The sequence below is a fragment of the Rhizobium sp. LjRoot254 genome, from assembly GCF_964254105.1.
Lineage (GTDB): Bacteria > Pseudomonadota > Alphaproteobacteria > Rhizobiales > Rhizobiaceae > Rhizobium_E.
In genome coordinates this window covers 4235642-4256347 of record NZ_CAXUSM020000001.1, presented here as the reverse complement: position 1 = coordinate 4256347, position 20706 = coordinate 4235642, and the positions used below count along the sequence as shown (strand labels likewise).

The following is a 20706-nucleotide window of genomic DNA, read 5'->3' as shown; positions in this document are numbered from 1 at the left end:
ACAGAGGGTTTCATGGGCTACCACGATCGGAATGGGGGCGGGCGCCCTCTGAATATCGCTGTGATCGGCACCGGAATATCAGGCCTGTCGGCAGCCTGGCTTCTCTCGCAAAAGCACGATGTCACGGTCTTCGAGGCGGCGGATCGCGTCGGCGGCCACAGCCATACGGTGGACTATGAAAGCGCCAATGGCCCGGTCTCGGTCGATACGGGCTTCATTGTCTACAACGAGGTGACCTATCCAAACCTCACCGCCCTGTTTCGCCACTTGGATGTACCCACCGCGCCATCCAACATGTCCTTTTCAGTCTCCCTCAATCAGGGCGCCTATGAATATTCCGGCGGCACGGGGCTCGGGCTTCTGGCGCAGAAATCCAACCTCATCAATCCCCGTTTCTGGTCGATGATCGCGGATATCCTGCGCTTTTACCGCAACGCTGTCCGCGACCTTCCAGCTATGGGCGATATGTCTCTCGATGAATACCTGGCACGCAACGCCTATGGCCGCGCCTTCCGTGAGGATCACCTCTACCCGATGGCCGCCGCCATCTGGTCAACGCCGGCCATGGAAGTCGGCGATTATCCGGCTGCCAATTTCGTGAAATTCTGCCGTAACCACGGCCTGCTTGAAATGTGGGGCCGCCCGATGTGGCGCACCGTCAAGGGCGGCGCCCGCGAATATGTCAACCGCATGACCGAGCGCTTTTCGGATCGCATTCGGGTATCGACGCCCATTGCCGCAATCCGCAGGCATGCTGGCCGCGTCGAGATCTCGGATGCAAAGGGCAATGTCCAGATGTTCGACGATGTCGTCATTGCCACCCATGCCGATCAGGCGCTGAAGATGCTTACCGATGCCAGCGCCGACGAGCGCCGCGTGCTTGGCGCCTTCCGCTATTCCCGCAACGAGGCGATCCTGCACAATGATGCCGGCCTGATGCCCGTGCGCCGCATGGCATGGTCGAGCTGGAACTATCTGTCGGACGATCGCGAGGGCTTCAGCCAGCCGTCGATCACCTACTGGATGAACAAGCTTCAGCCGCTCGGTTCAGCCCCGCCGACCTTCGTGACGCTCAACCCGTGCCGCATGCCGCGCGAGGACATGATCATCAGCCGCGAAGTCTGTGAACACCCTGTCTTCGATCTCGCGACAGATCGCGCGCAACAGGAAATCTGGTCGCTTCAGGGCCTGCGCAATACCTGGTTCTGCGGCGCCCATTTCGGCAGCGGCTTCCATGAGGACGGCCTGCAGGCCGGCCTCGCGGTCGCCGAGGATCTCGGCGGCGTGCGCCGGCCCTGGCAGGTGGCGACCGAAAGCGCCCGCATCGTCCGCAAGCCGGTCGCCTATCCCGTAGCCGTGGAGGTCCTGGCATGAGCCGACCGCTCGCATCGGCGCTCTATCCCGGCCGTGTGACCCATGCCCGGTTCAAGCCGAAAGTGCATCGGCTCAGTTACCGTATCTATTCGCTGCTGCTCGACCTCGATGAGCTCGATGAGGTTGACCGGCGCCTTCGCTGGTTTTCGGTCGATCGCTTCAACCTCTTCTCTTTCTATCGCAAGGATCGCGGCGATCGCAGCGGCCGTGACCTGAAAGGCCAGGTCGAGCGGTCGATGCGCGCCGTCGGCGTCGAACCCGATGGCGGTCCGATCCGCCTGCTGGTCATGCCGCGGCTTCTCGGCTGGGCCTTCAATCCACTCAGCACATTCTTCTGCTATCGCAAATCGGGCGAACTGGCCGCCATCCTCTGGGAGGTCGACAACACCTTCGGCGAACGCCACGCCTACATGATTCCGGCTGCCCCGCCGGAACCGGGCGGCGAGATCGTTCAACGCTGCAACAAGGCTTTCCATGTCTCACCCTTCATGGACATGGATCAGCGCTATGTGTTCCGCGTCGCGCCGCCCACCGAACGGCTTTCCATCAAGATCGAGACATCGGATGCCGAAGGTCCGATGCTGACCGCACGGCACATAGCCCGTAAGGTAGAGCTTACGGACTCGGCATTGCTGAAGGCATTCTTCGCAATTCCTTTTCTCACCCTTCGCGTTGTTGGGGGAATTCATTGGGAGGCCTTGAAGATTTGGCTCAAGGGCGTCAGGTTGCGGACCAGACCCGCGCCACCGCGACATCCAGTTTCGGTCGTGCGCGAGGTGTCGGGTCCGAGGGGGGCAAAGATCCGTGAGCGAGTTTGAAGAATATTCTGCCGTTTCGATGGCACCTGCTGTCGTCGCGGGCGGGCTTGGTGTGCGCCTGCTCGGCAAGCTGACATCCGGCATCCGTTATGGCCGTCTGCGGATCGTGCTGCCATCGGGCGCGGTCATGGAAAAGACCGGCACGGAAGACGGTCCCGAAGCGACGATCGTGATGAAACACTGGCGCATGCTGCGCCGCGTCATCGCCGGTGGCGATATCGGCTTTGCCGAGGCCTTCATGCAAGGCGATTGGACCACGCCCGATCTCACATCGGTCATCCGTTTCGCGGCGCGGAACACCGAGGCGCTTGCCCCGGCGATAGAGGGCAACGGCCTGTTCCGCTTGATCAGCCGCATCGGCCATACGTTCCGGGCCAATACGAGGAAGGGCGCCCGGAAGAATATCGAAGCCCATTACGATCTCGGCAACGATTTCTACAAGCAATGGCTCGATTCCACGATGCTTTATTCCTCGGCGATCTGGGACGAGACGACGAAATCCCTCGAATCCGCGCAGCTACTGCGGATGAAACGCATCCTGGAAAAGCTGGAACTAAAGGGTGGCGAGACCGTTCTGGAAATAGGCTGTGGCTGGGGCGCGCTTGCCGCGAACCTGGCAGTTGAAGCGGATGCGAAAGTGACCGGCATTACGCTGTCCCCGTCGCAGCTGTCTTGGGCAAGGGATGTCGTTGCGCGGACCGGCAAGTCTGGGCAGGTCGATCTACGGCTTCAGGATTATCGCGATACCGATGGAAAATTCGACCGCATCGTTTCGATCGAAATGTTCGAGGCGGTGGGTGAAGCCTATTGGCCGAGCTACTTCCAGACACTCAAGCGCTGTCTGAAGGAACGCGGCAAGGCCGTGCTCCAGATCATCTCGATCGAGGAGAAGCGTTTCGAGGACTATCGCCGCAGCACGGATTTCATCCAGAAATACGTGTTTCCCGGCGGTTTCCTGCCCTCGGACAAGGCCCTGTCGGCGGAGATCGCCAATGCCGGGCTGAAGCTGAAGGAGATCGAGCATTTCGGCAAATCCTACGCCAGGACGCTCGCCGAATGGTGCAACAGGTTCAAGGCCCAGTGGTCGACCATCGCGCCACTCGGTTTCGACCAACGCTTCCACCGTCTGTGGGAATACTACCTCTGCTATTGCGAGGCAGGATTCGAGGAAGGCTCCATCAATGTGGGCTTCTATACGGTGGAACACGCAAACGCTTGAATGCCCGGTCGTTTGCGAAAAGAGGAGATGTCGGCATGAGAGGGTTTCTGACAATCGCAATGATCGCAGCAATTGGTCTCGCAGGCGTGGCGCAGGCAGCGGATATCAACGGCAACTGGGCACGCAGCGACGGCAGGGCGCGCGTCAAGATCGCCGAATGCGGCGCCAATATCTGTGCCACCAATACCTGGATCAAGCCTGGCACGCCGAGCGAGAAGGCCGGCGATGTGCTGGTCATGAAGGTCAAGGCCGATGCGGATGGCAACTATGCCGGCTCCGCCTTCGATCCGCAGCGCGACATGAGCTACAAGATCACGCTCACCGTCAAGGACAGTTCGATGACCAGCAAGGGCTGCGTGCTCGGCGGCCTGCTTTGCAAGGGCGTCGACTGGACCCGCCTGAACTGATGATCTCCGTCATGTGAATCGGACTGCCAGATGAAAACCATCCTCGTCGCCTATGTCGCCACGCTCGTTGTCTTCGTGGCGATTGATTTCATCTGGCTGAGTTCAATGGCCAATGTGCTCTACAAGCCTGCGATGGGCGATATGCTGGCGCCGGATTTCCGCTTGGTGCCGGCAGTCCTCTTCTATCTCATCTATGTCGCCGGCCTTACCTTCTTCGCCGTCCGGCCGTCGCTGCAAAGTCTCGATCTTCTGATTGCGCTCTTCTACGGTGCGGCATTCGGATTTGTCGCCTACGCGACCTATGACCTGACCAATCAGGCGACGCTGAAGAACTGGTCGACGACACTCACCGTCGCCGACCTTGCCTGGGGCTCATTCCTGTCGGCCATAGCGGCCGCCGCCGGCAGCTGGATCACGCAGCGTTTCACCGCGTGATCCCATGATAGGTTAGGCGGTGGCACCCGCGTGGGAATTGATGCCACCGCCATGATCGCACGTCTTCGGTTGAACGGGGAAGACATGCGCTCAAAGTAGGAAGTCGCTGGCCCGCAGCTTTGCGATCTCATCGAGAAGAAGCGAGAAATCGGCCTTGCCGTCGCCATCGGTGTCGCCTGAAACGATGACATCCCCGCCCTTGACCTCGTAACGCAACTCACCCGCATCCTTGTGGAACTTCTGTGTGCCAATGAAGTCGAAGGCCTGATCGCGCCGCTTGTCCTCGTTGGCGTCGATTCGTCTGATATCGATATCGTCCTCGTTGCGGACAAAGTCAGTGATCGTATCGCGGCCCGTCTTCGGCGCCGAATCCTTCAGGTTCGAGAACAGGAAGATATCAGCACCATCGCCGCCACTGAGGAAGTCGCTGCCGCCATCGCCGCTCAGCACATCGTCGCCGTCCCCACCCGACAACACGTCGTCGCCGCCGCCACCTTGCATAACGTCGTTGCCGTCTAGCCCGCGCAGCATGTTGATGCCGGTATCGCCGATCAGCGTGTCGGCGAAACGTGATCCGGAGAGGTTTTCGATCGATGTGAATGTGTCGCCAAGCGCGCCGCCGAGGTTGTCCGTGGCTTTGGCCAGATTGGCCAGCAGACCCGTCGTCGAAAGGTCGTAACTCGCGGTGTCATTGCCGTCGCCCCCAATAAGGACATCGGCGCCATCGAGTCCCTGTATCACATCGTCGCCTTGCCCGCCGTCCAGCGTGTCGGCAAAGCTCGTGCCCGTGAACTGCTCGCCGCTTTCGTCGCCAGTCCATTCCACGCTACCCTGGCGGGGATCGACGATCCGGCCATAGACCTCACTCGGCCCGTCCGAAGATCCCCAGGTGACGATCACCCGGCCGTCGATCATCTCGGATGCGGTGATGCGTATGATGTCCGTGGAGGTCCGGTCGGATATGACGAATTCCGTGCCGATTTTCGCCCCAGTGCTGCTGATCAACTGGCCGAGCACATCATCGTTGCCGCCAAACCCGCCATCGTACCAGACCACCAGGAAGTTGCCGTCCTTGAGGCCGACCACTTTCTGCATGGTGGCGAAATGGGTATGGCTGGATGTGTTGATCTGGAATTCCGCACCGCCATTGATCGAACCGTACACGGCATATGTTCCCGGCGAGAGGAACTCGTTCCACACAGCCATGAAGGTGGTGCCCGTCGAGTAGGCGACATCAGGATCGGTCTGGAATTCACTGAACGTCCCCTTGTCGGCGCGGTAGAAACCGTCGCCGCCAATCTCAGTGCCGTAGATCCCGTCCGTGTTGTTTGTCTCTCTCGACTGGCCGAGATCATCGTCCCAGATGACGTTGAGACGGCTGCCGTCGCGGCTGATGGCGATGGCTGCGTTGGAATCCGCGCCCCATGCGTCGCTCAGCATCTGCGAAGGGCCCAATGGCTGGCCATCGGCACCGAAATGCTGATAGCGCACCGCACGCGTAAAGGTCTGGCCGGGGCCGGGATCGTTGTCGAACGCCGAATCGTCCCAGACGATATAGAAACCGCCTTCGCCGTCACCGACAATATCCGGACGTTTGGCGGTGCCGTCCGTCTCGTCCGCATTGGTGAGGATCGGGCCGGTCACCGGCTCGCCATCCGCGCCGTAGACGCGATGGTAGACATTCTCGTCATTGCCGGACCGCTGCGACCAGGTGATGGCAAAGCCGCCGCCCTTGAGCGCTGCGATATCGACGAGCGTTGCCAGGTGCGCGAGCGTGCCGTCGGCATTGTGGATCACATAGCGCAGCATGCCGGGATTGAGGTCGTCTCCGCGATAGACCGTGACGAAACGGCCGTCATCAAGGGCTGCGACGGCGGGCGAGTTCTGGTTGTCGTTCGGACTGAAGGGATTGAGCTGATAGGATGCGCCGGAAAATGTGGGTGTAGGCAAGATCGTTCACTCCGCTTTGATGGAATCAAGCGGCCATGCCCCTCAGCCGCATCGACCCTATAGAGCGTGAGCGGCAAGCGGCTCTTGGTCTCGGGCGAACGGATGCGGCCCCGAGCGAACAGCGGGTTTGAAACGAGGAAGATGATCTCAGCGCGAGCGCTTCAACATGGCTGCGGCGCGGACATCGGATGGCGTAAAACCGAAGCGCCTGCGGAAGCATCGATTGAAATGCGAGAGATCGGAAAAGCCGCAATCATAGGCGATTGCCGATATGCTCGTGCCGCCCACCTCGTCGCGGCGCAGTTCCTCGAGCGCGAGATCAAGCCGGCTGTCGCGCAGGAACTCCGAAAAGGTCCGTCCATCGGTCTCGAACAGGCGCTGCAGATAACGTGGCGTCACGCCCTGGCTGCGGGCGATCGCCGTGATCCCGATGCCCGGCTCACGCTGCCGCTTGACGATTTCGCGCTTGGCGAGTTCAAGCCGTGCGCCGCCGATGCCGGTCTCGGCCGGCTCGCTCTTCACACGGCCGCGTAGTGCCAGGGCAACGAGATCGTAGAGATGCCCGGCAACCAGGCTTCCGGCATGGGTCGTTTGGCTGGAATTTCCGTGGAGCAGGTCGGCATAGCCACGTGCCAGCGCGACCCCGGGCGCATCGGCCGGGATATGGTAATGCGATCGTCCGTCGATATGGGGCACGCGTCCGAGAAGTCGCGCGTAACCGAGCGACACGACGCTTGCCCGGACCTTCGGCAGTCGGAATTCCGACATCGTACCCTCGTTGACCAGCATCATGTCGCCAGCTTTGACCCTGATCGGAGCGCCGCCTTCGATCGATATTTCATGGTCAGCATCGTGTGTGGTCAGCAGGTAATCGTCGCGACCGTCCGCGATCAGTTCCCTGGTACGCGCGCCCACGATCGGCGAATAGCGTGCCGAACCGATCGTCACCCCGTCGCCCAGCCTGAAGGCCGCGAGTTCGATCGACATGTCGCTGTCTCGCAACGGCCTGAACTGCCGGCGCGCGACATGCCGTCCGACGAAGTCATGAAGCACCGCCAGGCGCTGCCGTTGTGGGACCTGATCTGTCGAGAAAACGTTCATGCTCGGACCCGGATGGCTGACTGTGGACGCAGGATCTGTATCAATTGCTACAGGATTTGGCAATCTGCGATCAATAGTGGAGAAATCTACCCGGATTGCGGTAGCGGGAAACGCAAAAACTCCCGAGTTGCCTCGGGAGCTTGTTTCAGAATAGGTTAGTTCTGGCTTACTCTGCCGAAGCATGCAGCTCCCGGCTGCGCGCCCGGATTGCCGTCAGCAGATAGCCGCGCAGGTCACCATGTGCAGCCTTCTCGAGTTCCTCGCGCGATACGCCGTCTTCGTCGGCATCCTCCAGCAATTCCGCCATCAGTGCGTCGAGGTCGTCGGGCTCGACGGTCTGCTGGTCGATGAAACTCTCTCGCCACGCGGCAAGAAATTCTTTCGGGGAATCGTTCATGCCTGCCTCCTCGCGCCGCGACATGCGGCTTTGCACATGCGCGGGGTAACGTGTGGTTGGCATGGTTGTTCCGGTAAGAATGGCTCGCGAGAGTGCCCTGTCAGACTGCGGATCGGCGATAGGCCGCCGGATCGGGGATCGGCACGGCGGCCATCAGCGCCTTGGTATAGTCCTCGCGCGGGCTCTCGAAAATCTCCCGCCGGGTGCCGGATTCCACGATCCGCCCGGCGCGCATCACCGCCACCTTGTGCGACATGCGCTCGATGACAGCCATGTCGTGCGAGATGAAGAGATAGGCGAGCCCCATCGTCTCCTGCAGTTCCAGCATCAGGTCGAGCACGCGGGCGCGCACCGATACATCGAGCGCTGCGACACTCTCATCGGCAACGATCAGCTTCGGCTCCAGCGCCAAGGCCCGCGCAATGCAGATGCGCTGCCGCTGGCCGCCGGAGAATTCATGCGGATAGCGGCTCGCCGCATCCGGCGTCAGGCCGACACGACGCAGCAGTTCGGCGACGCGATCCTGCCGTTCCGTTTTGTTGCCGATGTCGTGGATCACCAGCGGCTCCGCCACCGCCTTGCCGACCGACATCCGCGGATCGAGCGAGGCGTAGGGGTCCTGGAAGATCATCTGCGCCGCGCGCCGCACCGGCTTCATTTCACGCTGGCCGAGGCCGGCAATGCTGCGGCCGTCGATCTGCACAGCGCCGGAAAAGGGTATCAGCCCCAGCACGGCCTTGCCCGTCGTGGATTTGCCCGAACCGCTTTCACCGACAAGGCCCATCGTCTCTCCGGGCATGATGTCGAATGAGACATCCATGACCGATGCGGCACCCGCCTTGCGCTTGAATAGAAATCCGGTTCCGCCGCCATAGGTCACGCCGAGGTCGCGCACGTTCAACACTGGCGTCTTGCCTGGTGTCGGCAAATGGATCTCCGATTTCGACACCCGCGGTGGCCCATCTGTTCCGGCATGCGCGCCGAGCCTCGGCACCGCGGCCAGCAGCTGCCGCGTATAGAGTTCGTGCGGATGGCCGAAGATTTCCATCGACGGCCCCTGTTCGACGATCCGGCCGTTCTGCATGATCACCACCCGGTCGGCCATCTCGGCCACCACGCCCATGTCATGGGTGATCAGGATGATCGACGTGCCGAATTCAGCCTTCAATTCGCACATCAGCGTCAGGATCTGCGCCTGCACCGTCACGTCGAGCGCCGTGGTCGGCTCATCGGCGATCAGCACCTTGGGCCGGCAGGATAGTGCCATGGCGATCATCACCCGCTGGCGCATGCCGCCGGAGAGTTCATGCGGATATTGCTTCAGCCGCCGCGCCGCTTCCGTGATCTGCACCTTGTCCAGCATGTCGAGTGCGATCGCCTCGGCGTCCCTAGAGCTCTGGTGCTCGCGGATCGCCTCGGTCAGCTGCGCGCCGATGCTCATCACCGGGTTGAGCGATGTCATCGGTTCCTGGAAGATCATCGCGGCCTCTCCACCGCGCACATGCCGCATCGCGCTGTTGGAGAGTTTCGTCAGTTCCCGGCCGTCGAGCCGGATCGAGCCCGACGCGATCTGCAGCGATGCCTTCGGCAGCAACCCCATGATCGACAGCGAGGTCACGGATTTGCCCGACCCGCTTTCGCCGGCAATGCAGAGAGTTTCGCCAGCATTGAGCTCGAAGCCGATGTCCTCGATCACGGGTTTGCGGCCCTGGGGCGTCCGTGCATCGACGCTCAGTCTGTCTACCTTGAGCACCGGCATTCCGGCGGGCATTGCTTCCGTCACGCCAGCACGATCCTCGGGAAGTAGAACGACACCACCCAGTTCGGCATGTCGACGATTTCGCTGATCCGGAGGTCTCCGCAGACCGAGCACAGCATATAGGCATCGACCGCGCTATAGCCGTGTTCGGATGTCAGTAGGTCGATCATCCGCATCACCGCTTCGCGCGCGCCGGTCATCAGGTCGGGGCCGATGCCGGTCGTCACCTCGTAGCCCATGCCATCGAGATGCCGTGTCACCGGCTCGGTTGTGGTAAAGCGCGGCGTCTTGAGGTTGGCGCCCTTCACCAGATCGAGCGTCAGCTCGACATTCATCTGGCTTTCGATCGCCGTGCCGCAGACCTCGCCGTCGCCCTGGGCGGCATGGGTGTCACCGACCGAGAACAGCGCGCCTTCCACCTCTATCGGCAGATAGAGTGTCACCCCCGCCGTCAAATCGCGGATATCCATGTTGCCGCCGACCCGGCGGGGCGGAACGACCGAATGCAGACCCGGCTCGGCAGGCGCAACACCGATCGTGCCGGCAAAGGGCTTCAGCGGCACCTTGCCGCCGGGGCCATAGGCGGAAGGCGCCATCGACACCGTGTCATAGGTCCACACATGCAGCGCCGGATCCTTGAACTGATCGGCCAGCAGGCCGAATCCGGGAATATTGGCTGTCCAGCCGACGCCCGAGGGATGGAACTTGTTGATCGTCACCTTCAGCGCATCACCTGGCTGCGCGCCCTCGACATAGACCGGCCCGGTGACCGGATTGATCTTGGCGAAATCGAGATTGGCCAGCGTCGCCAGCGTGGCATCCGCCCCCAACTGTCCGCCCGAGGAATCCATGCATTCGAAGAGGATCGTCTCGCCGGGCTTGGCCGTCAGAGCCGGTGGGAAATCGCGGTTCCAGCCGAAATTATGCTGGGCCTGATGGATCGTGTGGTTGCAGATGCTGCACATTTGGATGCTCCGGAGATTGTCGCTGCCCCTCATCCGCCTGCCGGCACCTTCTCCCCGCGATGGCGGGGAGAAGGGACTTGGGGCGATGTCGGTGCCTCTATCGTCCCCTCTCCCCGCTTGCGGGGAGAGGGCTAGGGTGAGGGGCAAGCCTCACCCAGCACGTTTCCTTACTTCACGAAAATCGCGTCGTAATTGATGACGCGGGTCGGATCGATATAGATATTATCGGCACCGCCCATGCGGAGCGACTTGGCGACGACGCGGCGCTCGTTGGTGACCGGGATCCAGGGCGCATCCTTCATCGCGTCGGTGAAGATGCCCTTCCACGCTTCGATGCGTTCGCTAACTTTCGCCGGATCGGACATCGAGTCCGCTGCGACCGCGCGCTTGTCGAGGTCGGCGTTGCAATACCACGACCAGTTCCAGCCGCCCTGTACTGCACCGCCGCAGCCGAGGATCGGGCCGTAGAAGTTGGACGGATCGGGGAAGTCGGCGATCCATGCCATGCCGCCCGACCAGATCATCGGCGCTTCGCCCTCGGTGCCGCCGGCGGCGATCACGTTACCCTGTGCCAGCGCGCGGATTTCGGCCTTGACGCCGATCGCCGCGAGATCCTGCTGGATTGCCTGCGCGATGCGTGGTTGCGGATCGGTGTTGGTCGAATAAAGCACCGTCTCGAAGCCATCCGGCAGGCCGGCCTCTGCCAGCAACGCCTTGGCTTTCTCCACGCTATACTCGTAACCGGCATAATCCTTGTCATAGCCCGGCATCAGCGGCGGCAGCACTTCCTTGGCGGGCGTCGCGCGGCCGTTGAGGATGCGCACGATGCGCTCCTTGTTGATCGCATGGTTGACCGCCTGGCGGACCTTCAGGTTGTCGAAGGGCTTCACCTTGACGTTCAGCGTCACATAGCCGGTGTGCAACTGCTCGCCATCGACGATCATCTGCGCGCCATCGGCCGAGTTCTTGATCTCGAGGAATTTTGCCGGCGGTATGCCGTCGCCGGCGATATCGACCTCGCCCTTCTGCAGCCGCAGCAGTGCAACGAGCGGCTCCTGGCCGACTTCGACGGTGAAGCTGTCGACCTTCGGCACATCGGCGACATAGTAGTTCGGGTTCTTTTCGAACACGAGTTTCTGGCCGATGGTCCAGTCCTTCAGCACGAACGTGCCCGACCCGACCGGCTTCTTGCCGAAATCGCCGCCGGCAGCCTCGACCGCCTCTTTCGGCACGACGGAGGCGAAGTTGATCGCCAGCACGTGCAGGAAGGTCGCGTCCGGCCGCGAGAGCTTGAAGATCACGGTGGAATCGTCGGGCGTTTCGATGCCGGGAAGGTCGGTCGCCTTGCCTGATGTCAGTTCCGCAAAGCCGTTGATCGCGCCGAAGAAACCGGCGCCGGGTCCCTGCGTCTTCGGATCGACCGCGCGCTCGATCGAGTATTTCACATCCGACGCCACAACCTCGCGGCCGTTCGAGAATTTCACGCCCTTGCGCAGCTTGAACGTATAGGTCAGGCCATCCGGCGCCACCTCGAAGCTTTCGGCCAGCGACGGCACGAGGTTGGCGGTGCCCGGCTCATAGTCCATCAGCCGCGAATAGAGGCTCTTGATCATCGACCAGTTCACCCAGTCGTATCCGATGGCGGGGTCGAGCGTGGTGATATCGTCCTTGTAGGTGACGATGATGTCCTTGCCTTCGGCCATTGCGGCGAATGGCGAAAGTGCCATCACCAGGGCGGTTGTCGTTCCGAGTAACCAGCGTTTGAACATTGTTGTTCCCCTTCTTTGGTTGCTGCTGTCAGGTGGTACGGATGCGCGGGTCGATGACCGGCGCGATGAGGTCTGCGATAAGATTGCCTGTCACGATCGCGAGCGCCGAGGTCAGCGTCACGCCCATGATGATGGGAATGTCGACCTGCTGGATCGCCTGCCAGGCAAGCTGGCCGATGCCGGGCCAGCCATAAACCGCCTCGACCACCACCACGCCGCCCATGAACTGGCCGATATCGATGCCGATCATGGCGATGATGGGCAGGATGGCGTTGGGCAGCGCGTGGCGGAAGATGATCCGCGCCGAGGAGAGCCCCTTGGCGCGGGCGGTGCGGACATAGTCCTGGTTCAGCACGTCGATCATCGCCGAGCGCACCATGCGCGCATACCAGCCGGCGCCGAGAATGCCGAGTGTTGCCGCCGGCAGCACGATATGGGAAAACGTACCGTAGCCGCTCATCGGAAACCAGCCGAGCGTGACGGCAAAGAGATAGAGCAGCAGCAGCGCGGCGACGAATTGCGGCGCCGAGACACCGACGAAGGATGCCATCATCACCAGCCGGTCGACGAAGCTTCCGCGCTTGACGGCCGCGATCGTGCCGAAGGTGACACCAAGCACCACTTCGACGAAGATGCCGGCGGCCATCAGAGTCAGCGTCGCCGGCAGGCGGGCCACGATCAACGTCCAGACCTCGGTCTTCTGCGCATAGGAGCGGCCGAGATTGCCCTGCAACAGGCCCGAGAGATAATTCCAGAACTGCATCAGCAGCGGCTGATCGAGCCCGAGCTGATGGCGGATCGAGGCCACCGTCTGCGCCGTGGCGCTGCGGCCCGCGAGCATCCGGGCCGGGTCGGCCGGCAACGCATAAAGCAGCACGAAAGTGATCGCCGCCACACCGAGCAGGATTAGCAGCGCTTGTGCCACGCGCTGGAGCAGCAGCATCGCCATCAGCCCCTCCCGCGCTGGGTGGGATCGAGGATATCGCGCAGCGCATCGCCGACGAGATTGAAGGCGAGGGCGGTCAGCAGGATCACCAGTCCGGGGAAGAACACCAGCCAGGGCGCCGCCTGGAAATAGCTCTGGCTCTCGAAGATGATATTGCCCCAGCTCGGCTGCGGCGGCTGCACGCCGATGCCGAGGAAGGAGAGGGTGGCTTCCAGCAGCACGGTCGTGGCAATGCCGAGCGTACCCCAGACGATCGCGGTCGGGATAAGATGCGGCAGGATATGCAGGAACAGGATGCGCGCGTGCCCGGCGCCGAGTGAACGCTGCGCCAGGATGAAATCACGCTCCACAAGCCCGCGCGTCTCGGTATAGACGATCCGCGCCACCTGCACCCAGTTCACAAGCGCGATCACCATGGCGACGATCCACAGGCTGGGCCTCAGCATCGCCGCCAGCACGATCGCCAGCAGCAGCGCCGGAAAGGCCATCATCAGGTCGGTGAAGCGCATCAATATATTGCCGGCCAGCCCGCGCATGTAGCCGGCAATGATGCCGACCGTCAGCCCGATCGCCACCGCGATGCCATTCGCCACCAGCCCGATGATCAGCGAGGTCCGCGCGCCATAGAGAAGCCGGGAGAACAGATCGCGGCCGAGCGTATCGGTCCCCAGCATGAACTGCCCGCCCGGCGGCATTGGCGCGCCTTCGAGCGTCAGCCCGTCGAACATCTGCTCATCCGGATTGAACGGCGCGATCAAGGGCGCGGCGAGCGCCAGCACCACAACGATCACCACCACCGCGAGGCCAAAAAGCGCGGCAGGCTGGCGCAGCAAAGAGCGCACCACGCCCATCAGCCGACCTCCGGTAGAGGTTCCGCCCCACCGAGGAAAATCGCGGCCACCTGCTCCATGGAGAGCCGCCGCTGCATGGCGCAGTCGCGGAGTATCGCATAGGCGCGCTCTTCGTCGAGCCCGCGCGCCGCCATCAGCTTTTCCACCGCTGCATGGACCAGCGGCCGCATCCGCACTCGCTCCTCGAGATATTGCAGCCGCTCGGCCACCGCCTTTCGCTCCTCGTGGATCGACACCGCCATGACAAGCGCCGGGTAGACCGCCGAGGCGGCGACCGGCTTCGGGATGATCGCACTCGCGCCCTGTTTCATCGCCCAGGCAATACGGCCCGGCGCTTCGGAGCCGAGTAAAGCTACAAGCGGCCGATAGGGTGCGTCGCCCTCGCCGGGCAGCAGATCATCCCAGCCCTGGTCGGCGTCGACGAGCACGATATCAGCGCCGTCCCAGCTCGCCAGTGGCTCCCATTGCCGCGTCGCCTTGATCCCGAGCAGGCCGAGTTGGCGCGTTAGGCGCTCGGTATTGGCGTCCTCTCGGTGCAGGATTACGGCATGCCAGCCGGTGAAATTCGGTGTCCGGTTCATGACACCACCCTCAGCTTCGCGGGCATCTGTGTGCCCCGGCTGGTGAGGTATGGGTCTGCTGCAAGCGCCGGTCGCGAGGCGATCACGTCGAAGCCGTTATCGCCATTGATACGGCCGAGATGGAAGGGCAGGGCGGCATGGTTGGTGACGCCATCCACATCGAGCGGGCCGAACAGCGATGGCCACTGCCGCGCATGAACCTCGCGGCGCACCGCCTGCGGGTCGTCGCTGCCGGCCGCCACGATCGCCCCGATGCACAGATCGACAGCGGTATAGGCGCTGGCAAAGACGCTCGAAATCCGCCGCTCGCGTCCATGACGAAGCGCCGCCCGCGCCTTGAATTCGCGATTCTCCGGCGTGTCGAGATTGTCGAAATAGGAGGCCGCGCAAAGCTGGCCCAAGGCGGAACCAGCCGCGATGTCGTCGAGCTCGCATTCCATCAGGTCGCAGCTGACGACAGGGCAGTTCTCGGGCCGGAAGGTCGGGTCCCGGTCGCCGAGCACCTTCATCGCTTCGAGAAAGGCATAGCTCGATGGCCCGATCAGGTTGTTGAGCACGAAGCTCGGCCGCCGCTCGGCGATCTCGGCGATGATCCGCTCCACGGCGGTTTCTTCGAGCGGCAGGTAGCGCTCGCCAAGCACCTCGCCGCCGGCATTGGCGATAAGTTCGCGCGCCAGCCGGTTCATCTCCCAGCCCCAGACATAATTGGCGCCGGTCAGATACGGCCGCGCGCCGTAACGCGGGATCAGGTATTCGAAGGCCGGGATCAGATGCTGGTTGGGGCAGCCGCCGAGATAGATGACATTCTCGTTGGCCTCGAACCCCTCATACGGGCACATGTACCAGAGCAACCCGTCATGCTTCTCGACCAGCGGGATGACTTCCTTGCGGGCAGCCGAGGTGATCGTGCCGACGATATGCCGGCAGCCCTCTCGCAGCAGGTGTCGCGCGCCCTTGAGATAGGCTTCGAGACTGGCATGCGGGTCGAAGAAGACCGGCTCGATCAACCGGTCCGACCGCTTGGCGAATTCCTCGATCGCGAATTCCGCACCGTCACGCGCATCCCGCCCCATCGAGCCGTAAGGCCCGGTGGTGGAATAGAGAATGCCGATCTTCAGCGGTTCGCTCATCCAACTTCCAAATACGAAAAGCCCCACGACGCTGGCCCGCGAAGCGCGGGGCGTCATGGGGCGAAACTGCCCTGCGACTATCAAAGTCATGTGATCGCGGATGACATTTTGCCTAATCCGCAGGCGTGATTAAAATACAGACATTCGCCGGGTGTCAAGCGAAATAGGCTGCTCTCTCAGCAATGCTATTCGACGCGCCGCTCCACCGTCAACTGGCCGTTGTCCCCGGTCGAGATCGTGATGCCGACATAGTCGCCGGTCGTCGCATGCTGTGTTTCCATGGGATGACCATGGGTGGCGGTGATCACCATCACGTCCGCGCCCGCAGCCTCGGCCGCCGCGATCCCGGCCGGCGCATCCTCGAAGATCAGGCAGTCGCTCGCCTTGACGCCCAGCCGCTCCGCCGCGAGCAGAAAGCAATCCGGCGCCGGCTTGCCGCGCTTCACGTCCTCGGCGGTGACGATATGCTTCGGCATCGCGATCCCCGCAGCCGCCAGCCGCGCAGCCGCCAGTTCCTTCGTCGCCGATGTCACGATCGACCAGCGGTCTTGCGGCAGCGCATTGAGAAGTTCCAGAATACCATCGATCGCCACGACGCCATCGACATCGTCGATCTCGGCCTGCATCACCCAGGCCACTTCCTTGGCCACGTCGATGCCGGCCAGGTTCTGTTTGCGGATCGTGTCCTCGGCTCGCACGCCGTGCATCGTCGGCAAAAATTTTTCGACATCGATGCCATGCTTGCTCGCCCAGATGCTCCACACCCGCTCCGCGGCGGCGATCGAGCTGAGCAGCGTTCCGTCCATGTCGAACAGGAAGGCGGCATAGGATTTGCGGAAAATGGTAGGCTGGTCGGTCAAAGGCTTGTTCCTCTTGAAGGGATGTGAGATGGCAGCCAGCATGCGGCCTCGTCAAGCCACGAGGTCGCGCCAAAGGGCGTCACCGCGATGCCGATCGACAATTCTTTTGTGGGAGAATTCCATGAACATCCAGCGCTTCGACCCCGGCAGCCGCATGAGCCAGGCCGTGGTCTATAACGGCTTCGTATTCCTCGCCGGCCAGGTCGCCTCCGGTGCGCCCGGCGCCTCGGTCGCCGAGCAGACCGCCGACGTCCTCAAGAACATCGACGCGCTCCTGGCGCGTGCCGGCTCCGACAAGACCCGCCTTCTCTCGGCCACCATCTGGCTCGCCGACATGTCGACCTTCGACGAGATGAACCCGGTCTGGGAAGCATGGCTGCCCGCCGGCCAGGCCCCGGGCCGCGCCACCGTAGAATCCAAGCTCGCCGGCCCGCAATACACTGTCGAGATCGGCATTATCGCCGCCACCGGCGCTTGATAGCGCAAAATGCAAGTCGGGCCGCGTCACAGCGGCCCGACTTTATCTGGAAGAAAATCTGCTCAGGCCGGCGTCTCGTTCAGGCCCCAGATGATGCCGAACGGATCGCGAAGCTGGCCGTAGCGGTCGCCCCAGAACATCTTCTCGACCGGCATTACCACTTCGGCGCCTGCCTTCACGGCCCGGTCCCACCAGAAATCAATGTCCTCGACGACGAGCTGCAGCGCGAAGCCCTCATGGCCCTTGAACGGATGGCCGTATTCCGGATAGGGATCCGACATCATCAGCGAACTGCCGTTGATGTAGAGATGCAGATGCATCGTGCGCCCCTTGTCATCCGGCGGCACGCAGTATTTTTCCTCGGCGCCGAATGCCACCTTGTAGAATTCGGCCGCCTTGCGGGTGCCATCAACAGTCACATAGGCGACAAGGCCGCCGAGTGTTTTCGGCAGCGGCGCCATTTCCATCTGCGTTGCTTCGTTCATGATCGTCTCCTCTGATCGCTGGCCCGATCTGCACGGGCTGAGCCAAGGACGCATCCGCATGACGCGATCCGACATATGGCGGGAAGTTTTTTTCGTGTTTATGTTCTTAACGACCATAGACACTTTCACGCTGGCCATTTCGTGACACGCAGCTTCGCCATCCTGATCTTCCCGGATTTCCCGATGATGGCCTTCTCGTCGGTCATCGAACCACTGCGCGCCGCCAACAAGCTGTCCGGCGAGACGCTCTACGAATGGTCGATCGTCGGCGGTGAAAAGGGCATCATCCGGGCGTCGAGCGGCATCGCCGTGACACCGGATTACTCGGCCTATACCGCACCGGCGGCCGATTACATCGTCGTCTGCTCCGGCGGCGATGCCGATCGCCTCCAGGCACCGCAGCCGCTCAACTGGATCCGCAAGAACCTCCGCAACGGCGCCCATCTCGGCAGCGTTGCCGATGGTGCTTTCTATCTCGGCCGCGCCGGCCTGCTCGATGGTTATGCCTGTACCCTGCACTGGCAGAGCCAGCCGGCCTTCGCCGAAGCCTTTCCCGAGGTCAAGCTGGTGCGCGATATCTATGTGATCGACCGGACGCGCTTTACCTCGGCGGGCGGCATCGGCGCCTTCGACATGATGCTCGATCTCATAAGCCGCCACCACGGCGAGGCGCTCTGTCGTGGCGTGGCGGAGTGGTTTGTGCACGACCGCATCCGCGCCTCGACCGATCGCGAACGGCTGCAGCTTCGCCTGCGCACCGGCATCCGCGATGATCTCGTGCTCGATGCGGTGGCCCAACTCGAGGCGGGCGGGGAGGGGCAGGTGCTGATCTCGACTGTCGCCGACAGGCTGGGTGTCACCATCGAACGGCTGGAGCGCGCCTTTCGCGCCGAGGTCGGTCTCTTGCCAGCGGAATATTTCAAGCGCATGAAATTGCAGCGCGCCCGCGACCTGCTCGAGCATTCCGCCATGTCGGTGCGGGAGATCGGACTGGCGAGCGGCTACCAGAGTTTCTCGGCTTTCGTCCGCGCCTTCCGGACGGTCTATGGCAAGACGCCGGGCCAGGTCCGGCGCATTGTCGGAGATCGATAGGCGGCACATTCGCTGCGGTTTCCTGCACAATGCGGGGCAGCCGCGACGCTATAGTCGGTGGCAATTGATGAGGTGCCAGCATGTCCATAGTCGTTTTTGATCCAGACCGCGTCGATGATGTCGATTGGCAAGACCGGATGCGCCATCCGATGGCGGAAGATCCGTCGAACGGCATGTGGCTCTCCGACACCGAGCCGTCGGCTATCGACGCCTATCAGCTCCGGCAGGAACGTCTGGCCAAGGTGCGCGCCTGGCTGAAGGCCTCCGATTACGGCGGCGTCATCCTGTTCGATCCCTATAACCAGCGCTATGCCACCGGCACGCGCAACATGTTCGGCTATTTCCTCCGGAATTCCACCCGCTACATCTTCATCCCAGCCGAAGGCCCGATCACGCTCTTCGATTACCCGCAGAGCTATCACGTCTCGACCGCATTGGAGACGATCGACGAGGCGCGGCCCTCCAAGCTCGTCTGGTCCTCGGTCTCCGGCAAGGACGAGTCCACCGCCGCACCTTTCGCGCGGGAAATCGCCGATCTCATGCGCAAGCAGTCGCCCGGCAACAAGAAGATCGGGATGGATCGCTCGACCCATCTCCAGGCGCTCGCACTCGAAGCCGAGGGGCTGGAGGTCCGCGATATCCAGGGCGAAATCCTCGCCGTCCGCGCCGTCAAGACGCCCCAGGAAGTCAAGTGCCTGCAGGTCTCCATGGCCGGCGCAGAAGCTGCCGTCTCCGCCGTCCGTGACGCGATCAAGCCCGGCATCAGCGAAAACGAACTCTTCGCGGTCATGTATGGCGAAGTGATCCGCCAGGGCGGCGAATTCATCGAGACCCGGCTGCTGACTTCCGGCCAGCGCACCAACCCATGGTTCAACGAGGCCTCCGGCCGCAAGTTGCGTCCCGGCGAACTGGTGGCGCTCGATACCGATACGATCGGCTGCTACGGCTATTACTCGGATTTCTCCCGCACCTTCCGCTGCGGCCCCGGCCGCCCGACCGATTACCAGAAGATGCTCTACCGCATGTCCTACGACCAGGTTCAGCACAATATCGACCTGATCAAGCCGGGCATGGAGTTCCGCGAGATCGCCGACAAGGCCTGGAAGATCCCCGACCGCTTCGTCGACCAGCGCTACACCTCGGTCATGCACGGCGTCGGCATGCATGGCGAGACGCCGTTCATCGCGCATGCGATGGATTTCGAGACCTATGGCCGCGAGGGTCATCTGGTACCGGGCATGGTGGTCTCTGTCGAGAGCTATATCGGCGAGAAGGGCGGCCGTGAGGGCGTCAAGCTCGAGGAGGAGGTGCTCGTCACCGAAACCGGCGGCGCGCTGATCTCGCGTTTCCCCTTCGAAGACGACCTGCTTGGAAATCCCTGATGCATGCCGAACTGACCCTCGATCCGCTGAAGACCGCGCTGCTGATCATTGACCTGCAGGATGAGCAGCGCTCGGAGCCGCTTTCCATGGCGGCCGATCTCGACAAGGTGCTCGCCAATTCCGCCCGGCTGCTGGCTGCCGCGCGCGCCAGTGGCGTCAGCGTCTTCCACGCCGCTTATGTCAGGGATTTCGACATACGCCCGCCACGTCCCTTCGAGCCGCTTGATGCGGACGGAGGCCCGTCCTTCAGCCGCAGCGACAGCCTACTCGTCGCCATCTGTCACGAGGTCGCGCCGATCGATGGGGAGATCGTGCTCAGCAAGAACGACGCCTCGGCCTTCGAGGAGGGCTCTCTCCAATCGCGCCTTGAAGCCAAGGGCGTGGAATGGCTGGTGATCGCAGGTGTCTGGACCGAGGCCTGTGTGGCAGCCAGTGTCCGCGATGCCATATCAGGCGGTTTCCGGGTCCTGCTCGTCAAGGACGCCTGCACCTCGGGCACCCAGGCCATGCACCAGGTCGGCATTCTCAATCTCGCCAACCGCCTCTATGGCGGCGGCGTCGCCGACACGGAGCGCGCCGAGGTCCTGCTTCACGGCGCCACCGCAACCGTCTGGCGCAGCACCAAGCCGGTGCCATTCCGTTTCACTCTGGAGGATGCGCCCAGCCTCTATGCCAACCTCTGACCAGTTTCAGTCTCTCCCCGACTG

21 protein-coding genes are annotated in these 20706 nt (G+C 62.6%); 9 read left to right on the top strand and 12 right to left on the bottom strand.

Going from position 1 to position 20706, the window contains the following annotated elements; translation table 11 throughout:
- Window positions 1-12 precede the first annotated feature (12 nt).
- From ACSQ26_RS20930 to ACSQ26_RS20910, 5 genes are read left to right on the top strand one after another with little or no spacing between them, the layout of a single operon-like run.
- On the top strand, window positions 13-1374 hold the full coding sequence (locus ACSQ26_RS20930; RefSeq protein WP_436012280.1) for an NAD(P)/FAD-dependent oxidoreductase: 1362 nt from the start codon (window positions 13-15) through the stop codon (window positions 1372-1374).
- On the top strand, window positions 1371-2192 hold the full coding sequence (locus ACSQ26_RS20925; protein WP_436012278.1) for a DUF1365 domain-containing protein: 822 nt from the start codon (window positions 1371-1373) through the stop codon (window positions 2190-2192). Before ACSQ26_RS20930 ends, ACSQ26_RS20925 begins: the two co-directional genes overlap by 4 nt.
- Window positions 2179-3411 carry a class I SAM-dependent methyltransferase gene (locus ACSQ26_RS20920; protein WP_436012276.1) on the top strand — a complete coding sequence of 411 codons (1233 nt, stop codon included), beginning with the start codon at window positions 2179-2181 and terminating at the stop codon, window positions 3409-3411. The genes ACSQ26_RS20925 and ACSQ26_RS20920 overlap by 14 nt, the downstream gene beginning before the upstream one ends.
- A 35-nt stretch (window positions 3412-3446) precedes the next feature.
- The gene (locus tag ACSQ26_RS20915; protein ID WP_436012274.1) at window positions 3447-3818 is read left to right on the top strand and encodes a DUF2147 domain-containing protein; all 372 of its coding nucleotides are present in this window, start codon (window positions 3447-3449) and stop codon (window positions 3816-3818) included.
- A gap of 30 nt (window positions 3819-3848) precedes the next feature.
- Window positions 3849-4253 carry a DUF2177 family protein gene (locus tag ACSQ26_RS20910; RefSeq protein ID WP_436012272.1) on the top strand — a complete coding sequence of 135 codons (405 nt, stop codon included), beginning with the start codon at window positions 3849-3851 and terminating at the stop codon, window positions 4251-4253.
- Window positions 4254-4343: 90 nt separating this feature from the next.
- Here the strand turns inward: ACSQ26_RS20910 and ACSQ26_RS20905 are convergent, their stop codons facing one another.
- The 11 genes from ACSQ26_RS20905 to ACSQ26_RS20855 form a co-directional block, all read right to left on the bottom strand.
- Window positions 4344-6203 (bottom strand): calcium-binding protein, encoded by a 1860-nt coding sequence (locus ACSQ26_RS20905; RefSeq protein WP_436012270.1) that lies wholly within the window; start codon window positions 6201-6203, stop codon window positions 4344-4346.
- 147 nt (window positions 6204-6350) lie between these two features.
- On the bottom strand, window positions 6351-7304 hold the full coding sequence (locus tag ACSQ26_RS20900) for an AraC family transcriptional regulator (RefSeq protein WP_436012268.1): 954 nt from the start codon (window positions 7302-7304) through the stop codon (window positions 6351-6353).
- Window positions 7305-7470: 166 nt separating this feature from the next.
- On the bottom strand, window positions 7471-7701 hold the full coding sequence (locus tag ACSQ26_RS20895) for a hypothetical protein (protein WP_436012266.1): 231 nt from the start codon (window positions 7699-7701) through the stop codon (window positions 7471-7473).
- A gap of 100 nt (window positions 7702-7801) precedes the next feature.
- The gene (locus ACSQ26_RS20890) at window positions 7802-9484 is read right to left on the bottom strand and encodes an ABC transporter ATP-binding protein (protein ID WP_436012264.1); all 1683 of its coding nucleotides are present in this window, start codon (window positions 9482-9484) and stop codon (window positions 7802-7804) included.
- On the bottom strand, window positions 9481-10425 hold the full coding sequence (locus ACSQ26_RS20885) for an acetamidase/formamidase family protein (RefSeq protein ID WP_436012262.1): 945 nt from the start codon (window positions 10423-10425) through the stop codon (window positions 9481-9483). Before ACSQ26_RS20885 ends, ACSQ26_RS20890 begins: the two co-directional genes overlap by 4 nt.
- 167 nt (window positions 10426-10592) lie before the next feature.
- Entirely contained in the window at window positions 10593-12194 is a 1602-nt protein-coding gene (locus tag ACSQ26_RS20880) for an ABC transporter substrate-binding protein (protein ID WP_436012260.1), read from the bottom strand.
- Window positions 12195-12222: 28 nt separating this feature from the next.
- On the bottom strand, window positions 12223-13143 hold the full coding sequence (locus ACSQ26_RS20875) for an ABC transporter permease (RefSeq protein ID WP_436012258.1): 921 nt from the start codon (window positions 13141-13143) through the stop codon (window positions 12223-12225).
- Complete coding sequence (locus ACSQ26_RS20870) at window positions 13143-13991, bottom strand: ABC transporter permease (protein WP_436012256.1); 849 nt, start codon at window positions 13989-13991, stop codon at window positions 13143-13145. The genes ACSQ26_RS20875 and ACSQ26_RS20870 overlap by 1 nt, the downstream gene beginning before the upstream one ends.
- Window positions 13991-14572, bottom strand: coding sequence for an ANTAR domain-containing response regulator (locus ACSQ26_RS20865; protein WP_436012254.1), 582 nt, complete (start codon window positions 14570-14572; stop codon window positions 13991-13993). The genes ACSQ26_RS20870 and ACSQ26_RS20865 overlap by 1 nt, the downstream gene beginning before the upstream one ends.
- Window positions 14569-15702, bottom strand: coding sequence for a transporter substrate-binding protein (locus ACSQ26_RS20860; protein ID WP_436012252.1), 1134 nt, complete (start codon window positions 15700-15702; stop codon window positions 14569-14571). Before ACSQ26_RS20860 ends, ACSQ26_RS20865 begins: the two co-directional genes overlap by 4 nt.
- Window positions 15703-15887: 185 nt before the next feature.
- Window positions 15888-16562, bottom strand: a complete 675-nt coding sequence (locus ACSQ26_RS20855; RefSeq protein ID WP_436012250.1) for an HAD-IA family hydrolase — start codon at window positions 16560-16562, stop codon at window positions 15888-15890.
- Between the two features lie 121 nt (window positions 16563-16683).
- Here ACSQ26_RS20855 and ACSQ26_RS20850 point away from each other — a divergent pair, with 121 nt between their 5' ends.
- On the top strand, window positions 16684-17040 hold the full coding sequence (locus tag ACSQ26_RS20850; RefSeq protein WP_436012248.1) for a RidA family protein: 357 nt from the start codon (window positions 16684-16686) through the stop codon (window positions 17038-17040).
- A 62-nt stretch (window positions 17041-17102) separates the two neighbouring features.
- Here ACSQ26_RS20850 and ACSQ26_RS20845 read toward each other — a convergent pair whose 3' ends face one another.
- Window positions 17103-17525: a VOC family protein gene (locus tag ACSQ26_RS20845; protein ID WP_436012246.1), complete on the bottom strand. Its 423-nt coding sequence runs from the start codon at window positions 17523-17525 to the stop codon at window positions 17103-17105.
- Between the two features lie 183 nt (window positions 17526-17708).
- On the opposite strand from ACSQ26_RS20845, the gene ACSQ26_RS20840 reads away from it, so the two are divergent.
- The 3 genes from ACSQ26_RS20840 to ACSQ26_RS20830 all read left to right on the top strand — a co-directional run bounded on the left by ACSQ26_RS20840 (window position 17709) and on the right by ACSQ26_RS20830 (window position 20682).
- Window positions 17709-18617, top strand: coding sequence for a GlxA family transcriptional regulator (locus ACSQ26_RS20840; protein WP_436015382.1), 909 nt, complete (start codon window positions 17709-17711; stop codon window positions 18615-18617).
- Between the two features lie 80 nt (window positions 18618-18697).
- Complete coding sequence (locus ACSQ26_RS20835; protein ID WP_436012244.1) at window positions 18698-19999, top strand: M24 family metallopeptidase; 1302 nt, start codon at window positions 18698-18700, stop codon at window positions 19997-19999.
- Entirely contained in the window at window positions 19999-20682 is a 684-nt protein-coding gene (locus ACSQ26_RS20830) for an isochorismatase family protein (protein WP_436012242.1), read from the top strand. The genes ACSQ26_RS20835 and ACSQ26_RS20830 overlap by 1 nt, the downstream gene beginning before the upstream one ends.
- Window positions 20683-20706: the final 24 nt, after the last annotated feature.